Genomic DNA, 7854 nt, shown 5'->3' with positions numbered 1-7854 from the left:
GTATTTATAGACTTTGTTAGTTTATCATAAACCCTATTACTAGAAAAGTTCTTTTGAAAAGTAGATCTTTGGTAATTCAGGATGTTTTGTTTGAAGGGAGCATCTTATTCTTTCAAAATGGAAGGATCATAATGAATAACAAAATACTCCAACTCTTATAATAAAAAGCTGCCACAAAATTTGACAGCTGCTTTCTAATACATTTTCATGATTAAAATATGGAATAAATTCCATAACCTTGTGTCTACTTTACCTGTGTGACAGAGTCATCAATGACTGTCCACCATGCTGATCCATTGGCATGATCGGACGTTTGATTCAATAAAAATCGGGTAATGGTTGTTTGGACTCTTCCATCATTCAAGAAAAGAGCGTGCAAGGAAAAATCCGTCCATTTCTTCTTGATCCCAAGCGTCAAAATATCATTTTTATAAGTAGACGCACTTTCAACCGAAACAGCCCCATCGCCATCCCCTTCAGAATCTAGTGAATCAAAGTTAAAAAAATTCTTTACCCTTCCATCAGGACTTTCTGGTTGGACGATGACTTTATTCTTTGTTTTTACTCCCCTACCCATTAAAATGAGGAACCTTTTCCTTACCTCAAGAGGAAGGTTCCGTAAATCCAACATGGCTGGATTTTGACGGTCCCAAAAGGCTTTCATAAGACTGACTCGATTCAAGAACATCCCCCAGTCATCATCGCCGATATTGGTTTGCCAATGATCCGGGTTAAAAATATCAAAATCAGTTCCATCTTCGAATAGAAGCGCATTTTGATAGGTAGGACACAACTCAAAAACGGAAGGGAAGGTACGGGCAATTTTTCGGAATTCATCACTCGAATTAAACAACGGAAAGCGAATTCCTCCCTCACCCACAGTTAAGGCAATAAGTGCCTGGATGGTACCTCTAAAAGGACTTACAGCAAAAATACAATGGTCAATGGAATCATAATTTCCTTGAAGCGTCTTCAAATAGCTGCTTAGCACCATTCCCCCCAAGCTATGGGCGATAAAGTTAAACTTTTTTACAGAAAGTTTTTCCTTTAGATATTCAACAAAATAGGCTAAACGTTTGGCCGTTTCAAGAGAGGATTGCCTCCAATCATACCCAAATATATAAACGGGCTGCTTGGTTTTTCGTTCAAGAACGTGAACGATTTCCCGATAGGCCACATCCTCCACATCCCCCCGTTCGATGATCGACTTAGGGTTGACTTCAAAACGATTGTCCTGCATTAAAAGCAGGTCATAGATGGTTTCATATTTACTTTGTGTAACGGACCAGATGGTATCGAAATCCAGTGTGTTTGTATTAACAAGCTTGGTACCTTGAATACCCGGTATGATAATTGTAGGTATCGTCATAGAAACTCCCTCCATACTTCCCAAAAATGTAAAAACGGTTTCTCTTCTATTTATATGTATTTGGGTAACCACTGACTATTATGCTTCAGGAATAAAAGAAGAACACACTCGCTTGAAATCGAAATGTGTTCTCCTTTTAATTGGCATTACCTTCTCTCGCTTTGTGAATTAAGCAGCAGCTCCTCATAAATCTCGTTGTATTTCTTTGCAGATTGCCGCCAGCTATAATCTTCACTCATTGCTGTTTGTACCAATTGACTCCAACTTTCTTTTTGCTGATAAAAATGAAGGGCCCTTCTAAGGGTATAAAGCATATCATGCGCATTGAAATTTTTAAAAGTAAAGCCGTTGCCCGTACCTTCAAACTCATGGTAGGATTGAACCGTATCGTTCAAACCGCCTGTTTCTCTGACAATGGGAATGGTACCATACTGTAAGGCAATTAGCTGTCCTAACCCACATGGTTCAAACTGAGAAGGCATTAAAAACAAATCAGCTCCTGCATAGATTTGATGTGCCAATGCTTCATTAAAACCGATATATACCCCTACCTTGTCGGGATACTCTTGTTCCATTTGGTTAAAGAAGGTTTCATAATAGGGATCACCTGACCCAAGAACGATAAATTGAACATCCTCCTTGATCATATCCCGGAATACATGGAGAACTAAATCCAAGCCTTTTTGATTGGTTAAGCGTGTGACCATCGCCATAATTGGCGTGTTTTTCTTTTCTGGTAAACCAAAATAGTACTGTAGTTCTTGCTTATTTTTCGCTTTGCCTTCTAACGAATCGATATCATATGAAATGGCAAGATCACGATCTCCTTTTGGATGATAGACCGTATCGTCTATCCCATTGACAATTCCTATCAGCTTATTTCTATGCCTTCGCAGGAGCCCGTCAAGTCTTTCGCCAAAATAAGGATATTGAATTTCCTCTTTATAGGTCGGGCTGACCGTCGTCACGATGTCTGAAGCAACAATTGCCCCTTTCATAAAACTAACATCGCCATAAAACTCTAGTTGCTCGCTGTTAAAATATGGATGACTTAATCCTAATAGATCACTCATTACGGTATAAGGGAAAATCCCTTGGAATTGCAAATTATGAATCGTAAATACGGTTTTAATGTCTCTATAGAGTGGATTGAGACGATATTGTGCGTCAAATAAAAAATTGACCATCCCTGTGTGCCAGTCATGTGAATGGATCACATCAGGAATAAAATCTAAATGTGGAATACACTCTAGAACGGCCTTACAGAAAAAAGAGAATCGTTCACCATCATCGTAATGACCATATAAGGAATCCCGATAAAAATAATATTCATTATCAATAAAATAATAGGTAATCCCGTCTTGCTCAAGTTTAAAAATACCGCAGTATTGATTCCGCCATCCAACCTGCACATTCATCTCTTTGTGAAACTGAAAGGATTTTTTAAACTTTTCAGGAATCAAACCGTAATTAGGTAAAATAACTCGCACGTCTGTCCCAAGATCTTTTAACGCTTTAGGAAGTGCACCCGCTACATCAGCAAGGCCGCCTGTTTTCACAAACGGGACGCACTCCGATACGGCAAATAAAACTTTCATGAATGATTAACGCCCCTTTTGTACGGTACCTTTTCTCACGGTGCCTTTGTCTACTACATATGGCGACTCAGCTGTCCCTTTCATTTGGATCTCATTCCCAATAACGACATCTTTATCTAAAATGACTCCATCAAGTATACAATTTTCTTCAATCTGACACTTTTGCAGAATAATAGAGTTACGCACAATCGAACCCTTTCCAATTTTAACGGCACGAAATATAATGCTGTTCTCTACTTCTCCTTCAATGATGCACCCATTTGCAATCATCGAGTTCGTGACCTTTGATCCCTTTTTATAGCGTGTTGGCGGCTCATCTTTTACCTTAGTAAAGATGGGATCGTTCGTAGTAAACACCTGTTTCCATATGGATGGCTTCAGGATATCTAAGCTATTTTGATAATAACCGTTGAGAGAATCAATGATGGCGATATAGCCAGTCCAGTCATACCGATTAATTTGAAATTGATGGCGTTTATCATACACGACATCTAAAATACTGTAATAACCATGATTCCTGTATTGTTCAAACAGAGAGAGCAATACCTCTTTGCTCAAAATGTATGTCTCTAAAGATCTTCCATTATGAACAACCTCCGTAATATCCGCTCCTGTTTCCAGGTGCCGATCTAAAATCTTACAAAAGTCAAGTACTCCGATGGTATAGCAATTGGTAATCACTACAAACTTTTGCTTACTACGTAAGAAATAAGTCATATTTCTTGCCAAATGGGCAAAGGAGCCAAAGATCTCGTTGCTAGCATTGCCATCAGGTGAAAACAAAAACAGACCGTCACGCTTTCTGTCCAAGCCCCATTGTTTGCCTGATCCTAAATGATCCATCAGCGACCGGATCTCTTGGCCGGTGAAAACAGCCACATTCGTAATCCCTGAATTCACCATATTGGATAACATAAAATCAATTAATCGATATCGGCCTGCAAACGGAAGAGAGGCTAAAGAACGTTCCGCAGTTAACGTTTGAAATGTGTCAAACTCAGTGGTGGCATTGATGATTCCAAGCATTGAACATGGCATAGTATCTTCCTTTCTCCTCTTTGGGTCTTATTATGATTCTTCTCCTGCAAACAAGATCACATCCTCCTCATTGGATGGACGAATGACTGCATGATCTTCGACTACGGTTCCTGGGGCAATAATTGCTCTTTCAATCAGCGTATTTTTTCCTACACGGGCGTCCGGCATGATAACAGAATCGAAAATCTGACTGCCTTCTTCTACGGTTACGCCCTGGAATAAGACAGAATGATGGATGATTCCTTCTACCGTACAGCCCTCATTAATCAATGACTCTTCTATTTGTGCTATGGGGGAAATATACTGGGGCGGCCGGTTGGGATTGGCAGAGTATATTCTCCAATCTCGGTCATAAAGATCAAGTTCTGTCTCATCATTGAGAAGATCCATATTGGCTTCCCACAAGCTGCTAACGGTCCCAACATCTTTCCAGTACCCCTTGAATGGATACGCTACCACCTTTTTATTTTCTTGGAGTAACAAAGGAATAAGATCTTTACCAAAATCATTGGTTGATTCAGGATTTTGTTCATCCATTTCTAGAAACACTTTTAAAACCGGCCATTTAAAGATGTAAATCCCCATTGAGGCTAAATTATTCTTGGGAGATTTCGGTTTTTCCTCGAATTCAATAATCTCTAAATTCTCATTTGTATTCATAATTCCAAACCGGTTTGCTTCCTCCCAAGGGACCTCTATGACCGATATGGAAACATCCGCATCCTTTTCCATATGATAACGAAGCATTTCAGTGTAATTCATTTTGTAAATATGGTCACCGGAAAGAATGATCACGTATTCTGGATTGTATTGTTCTAGATAATTCAAATTCTGGTAAATAGCGTTTGCCGTACCTCTGTACCACCTCAGACCGGAAGTTTCCGAGTATGGAGGCAATACGGTTACGCCGCCATTCATATGATCTAAATCCCACGCACTGCCGATCCCGATATAGGAGTGTAACACCAGGGGCAAATACTGAGTTAATACACCTACTGTATCAATTCCAGAGTTTGTACAGTTGCTTAAAGGAAAATCAATGATTCGATATTTTCCCCCAAAGGAAACAGCCGGTTTGGCTTTATCTTTCGTCAATGAATTGAGACGGGTGCCTTGTCCGCCTGCCAGTAACATGGCTACGCACTTTTTTTTCTGTCTCATTACTTTTACTCCCCTTTCTTGTTTTCACAAGCCGTAAGATAGAGATTCCAAAAGGCGGGATGGTGAGTTCCAAATAACAGGACTGGTTGCAAAAAGAAGTTGCAAGCGTTTTCATTTCCGTATTATCCACCAAACCAGAACCTCCATAGCACAGGAACACCGACTTTCTACTTCTTATAGCTACCTATGTAATTGTGTAATACCCAATCTAATGCTTTTAAACCCTTCCATTCAGAAGCATGGGGACGGTTCTTCTGCTTCCTTACCTGTTATTTAAGGGGAAATGTAAAATTATGGGTTGCTATTTTCCAACACATCTTTAACTTCCTTGAGTCTGTTTCGGACGTTTTTATATTCAATCATTTGCCATTCCATTAAAATCACTAGAAATTCTTTATTCCGTGAATCTGCAATTTTATCTAATAATAAAAGAATCATCCCACGGTTTCTATCTTTCATGGTTTCCACAAATTCATATTGTCGATTAATAGCAGCATCCAAAAGCTTCTCCATTAGTTCATTGGCATAGATATCACGCTCAATCTCCCAACCTTTATCCGTAAAGACAAGAAGAGGAAGTTTGAAGTTTGTAATCATATTTGATTGCTATATATTGATGCAGGATCATCCAATCAATTTTTGCAAGGATCTCTTTTTAATTTGACGCCTTGAATGCTCCATATACTGGACTTTTATTTAAATTAAGTTCTAATACCTTTTTATCTTTCGAACCTCCCAAAATTTTGGCAAGTAAGGTTCGCCCTCCTCTCATTATTAAATCATCTGCTCCACGCAAAATCGTTTTAATTTCATCAATAGGCAGAGACTTTATTCCATTTGCATCAAGATTATAGCCAATTTGGTTTTCTTTTTTTGCCATATAGTACCCCTTAATAAAATCTCAATTATTTCCACTAATATTATTTCGCCACTAAGAAATTTTACTTTCGATTTATTTTCTACCTGACTACTTTTCCATCGATTTTAAGAATGATAAAATCTTTTCCCGAGTGGGGATGGAATTTTGAGCACCTTGGACCGTTACCGACAAAGCGGCGGCTGCAGTGGCATATCGAAGGCAATCTTGGATAGGATGTCCCAAAACGCGTTCTGCAGCTAAAGCACCTATAAAAGTATCACCTGCGGCGGTCGTATCCTTCGCATTTACCGAAAAGGAAGGAGTAACCAATTCCAATCCGTTCTGATTACGATAAATGGCCCCATTTTTTCCGAGCGTAATGATGACCTCTTTTATATTCCATTCATTTAGTTGGCTTGCTGCATTTCGCGCTTGATCGATATCTTTGACTGGTTTATCCGTGATGGCTTCCACTTCGGTTTCATTTAAAATCAGCATATCAACGAATGGAAACAGTTCTTTTGGCACTTTAACCGCTGGTGCAGGATTTAAGATCACGCGCACTCCTTTGCTATACGCTGTTTGAATGGCATATTCTGTGGTTTGCCAGGGGATTTCATTTTGAAGTAAAATGACATCGCCACTCTCCATCATTCGGCAGATCGGCTCCAGGTCATCCGGCATGAATTTTCCGTTTGATCCCTCTGATAATATAATAGTATTCTCTCCGGATGAATCAACGGTGATGAAAGCAATCCCAGATGTACCGTCCTTTTCCAAGATAAAATCGGTGTTGATGCCTTCCTCCTGAAGCGTGCTTACAAGTTTTCCGGAAAATGTATCCGTTCCAACCGCTCCAGCCATGATCACTTGTCCTCCTGAGCGGGCAGCAGCAACTGCTTGATTAGCACCTTTTCCACCGGGATGATAGGCAGTCCCCCACCCTTTGATGGTCTCACCCGGTTGTGGATGGTTTTCAACGTGATTCACAATATCCATATTCATACTTCCGATGACAACGATTTTACTCATTTTAAAACCCGCCTTTTTTGGATAAAACTTTTTCAATCGGGATTGCCTTCCTGCTTCCTTACACTAGTCATGTGAAAATTCAAAAGATCAGGAAATTCCTTTATTTCATTAGCGCCCTTCTCAGTGAGACAATAGGTGCCTCTCTTGATTCTTTCAAACCAGCCATAATAGTTTTTAACGAGGATGGAGGAAGTTTTGTCTCCGCTTCCCAACTGAATTAAGTTTTTTGGGGATAACGGCCCAAAATGCCGCAGGTAACAAGCAATTTGGATGCAATTCTCTTTATAAGCTGTCATGATTTTGGTCCGACTGCTTCCGCCAACATTAAAATCCGCACTTCGACCATTGATTTCCTTCAAAACCGATTCTCTTCGTAATTTGCTTCTCCCCATGCTTTTACGACGATCGAACGGTGTTGGGTGAAAGACTACTTCTGTCTTCGCCCGTTTTAATGGGTTTGAAACCACAATTAAACCCAACTCCAGCGTTCTTATTAAATGGCATTTTTCAGCCCATCGTCGTGAATTTAAGCGATACTTTGGTTTTGGAATGGCAATATATACTTGATCTGTTATGCGTTGTCGTTTGGCAGCCTGTACGAGCAAATCAACACTTAAGGTAAGCTTCAATTCAATGACAACTAGTTCCTCGTCCTTAACAGCAACGATATCACAATCTTTGACCTCTCCGTAAACCTCATAACCTTCCTTTACAAAATAAGTCTGAATTGGTTTATACAAATCCAACTCTTGCAGCTTTTTTTTTTCGTTCATACGCCATCACCATCCAATTCAAAC

The 7854-nt window shown here is 39.7% G+C and carries 8 protein-coding genes; all 8 read right to left on the bottom strand.

All coding sequences use genetic code 11. The annotated features are described in order from the left end of the window. Positions 1-244: 244 nt before the first annotated feature. A complete protein-coding gene (locus V7266_RS27825) occupies positions 245-1369 on the bottom strand; it encodes a lipase family alpha/beta hydrolase (protein WP_335472462.1) in 1125 nt (374 codons plus the stop codon). 146 nt (positions 1370-1515) lie between these two features. Beyond that, positions 1516-2967, bottom strand: coding sequence for a glycogen synthase GlgA (glgA, locus tag V7266_RS27820; protein ID WP_335472461.1), 1452 nt, complete (start codon positions 2965-2967; stop codon positions 1516-1518). A gap of 6 nt (positions 2968-2973) precedes the next feature. Continuing rightward, positions 2974-4005, bottom strand: a complete 1032-nt coding sequence (locus tag V7266_RS27815; RefSeq protein WP_335472460.1) for a sugar phosphate nucleotidyltransferase — start codon at positions 4003-4005, stop codon at positions 2974-2976. A 30-nt stretch (positions 4006-4035) separates the two neighbouring features. Further along, positions 4036-5166: a glucose-1-phosphate adenylyltransferase gene (locus tag V7266_RS27810; RefSeq protein ID WP_335472459.1), complete on the bottom strand. Its 1131-nt coding sequence runs from the start codon at positions 5164-5166 to the stop codon at positions 4036-4038. Between the two features lie 291 nt (positions 5167-5457). After that, positions 5458-5763 (bottom strand): hypothetical protein, encoded by a 306-nt coding sequence (locus V7266_RS27805; protein ID WP_335472458.1) that lies wholly within the window; start codon positions 5761-5763, stop codon positions 5458-5460. 58 nt (positions 5764-5821) lie between these two features. Further along, on the bottom strand, positions 5822-6046 hold the full coding sequence (locus V7266_RS27800; RefSeq protein ID WP_335472457.1) for an RQC domain-containing protein: 225 nt from the start codon (positions 6044-6046) through the stop codon (positions 5822-5824). 87 nt (positions 6047-6133) lie between these two features. After that, positions 6134-7057 (bottom strand): ribokinase, encoded by a 924-nt coding sequence (gene rbsK, locus V7266_RS27795; RefSeq protein WP_335472456.1) that lies wholly within the window; start codon positions 7055-7057, stop codon positions 6134-6136. 32 nt (positions 7058-7089) lie between these two features. Beyond that, the gene (locus V7266_RS27790) at positions 7090-7830 is read right to left on the bottom strand and encodes a DUF2161 domain-containing phosphodiesterase (RefSeq protein WP_335472455.1); all 741 of its coding nucleotides are present in this window, start codon (positions 7828-7830) and stop codon (positions 7090-7092) included. Positions 7831-7854: the final 24 nt, after the last annotated feature.

It is taken from the genome of Neobacillus drentensis (genome assembly GCF_036965645.1).
Lineage (GTDB): Bacteria > Bacillota > Bacilli > Bacillales > Cytobacillaceae > Neobacillus > Neobacillus drentensis_D.
Note: the sequence above shows the minus strand (reverse complement) of the source record. Positions and strands in the feature narration are given on the sequence as shown.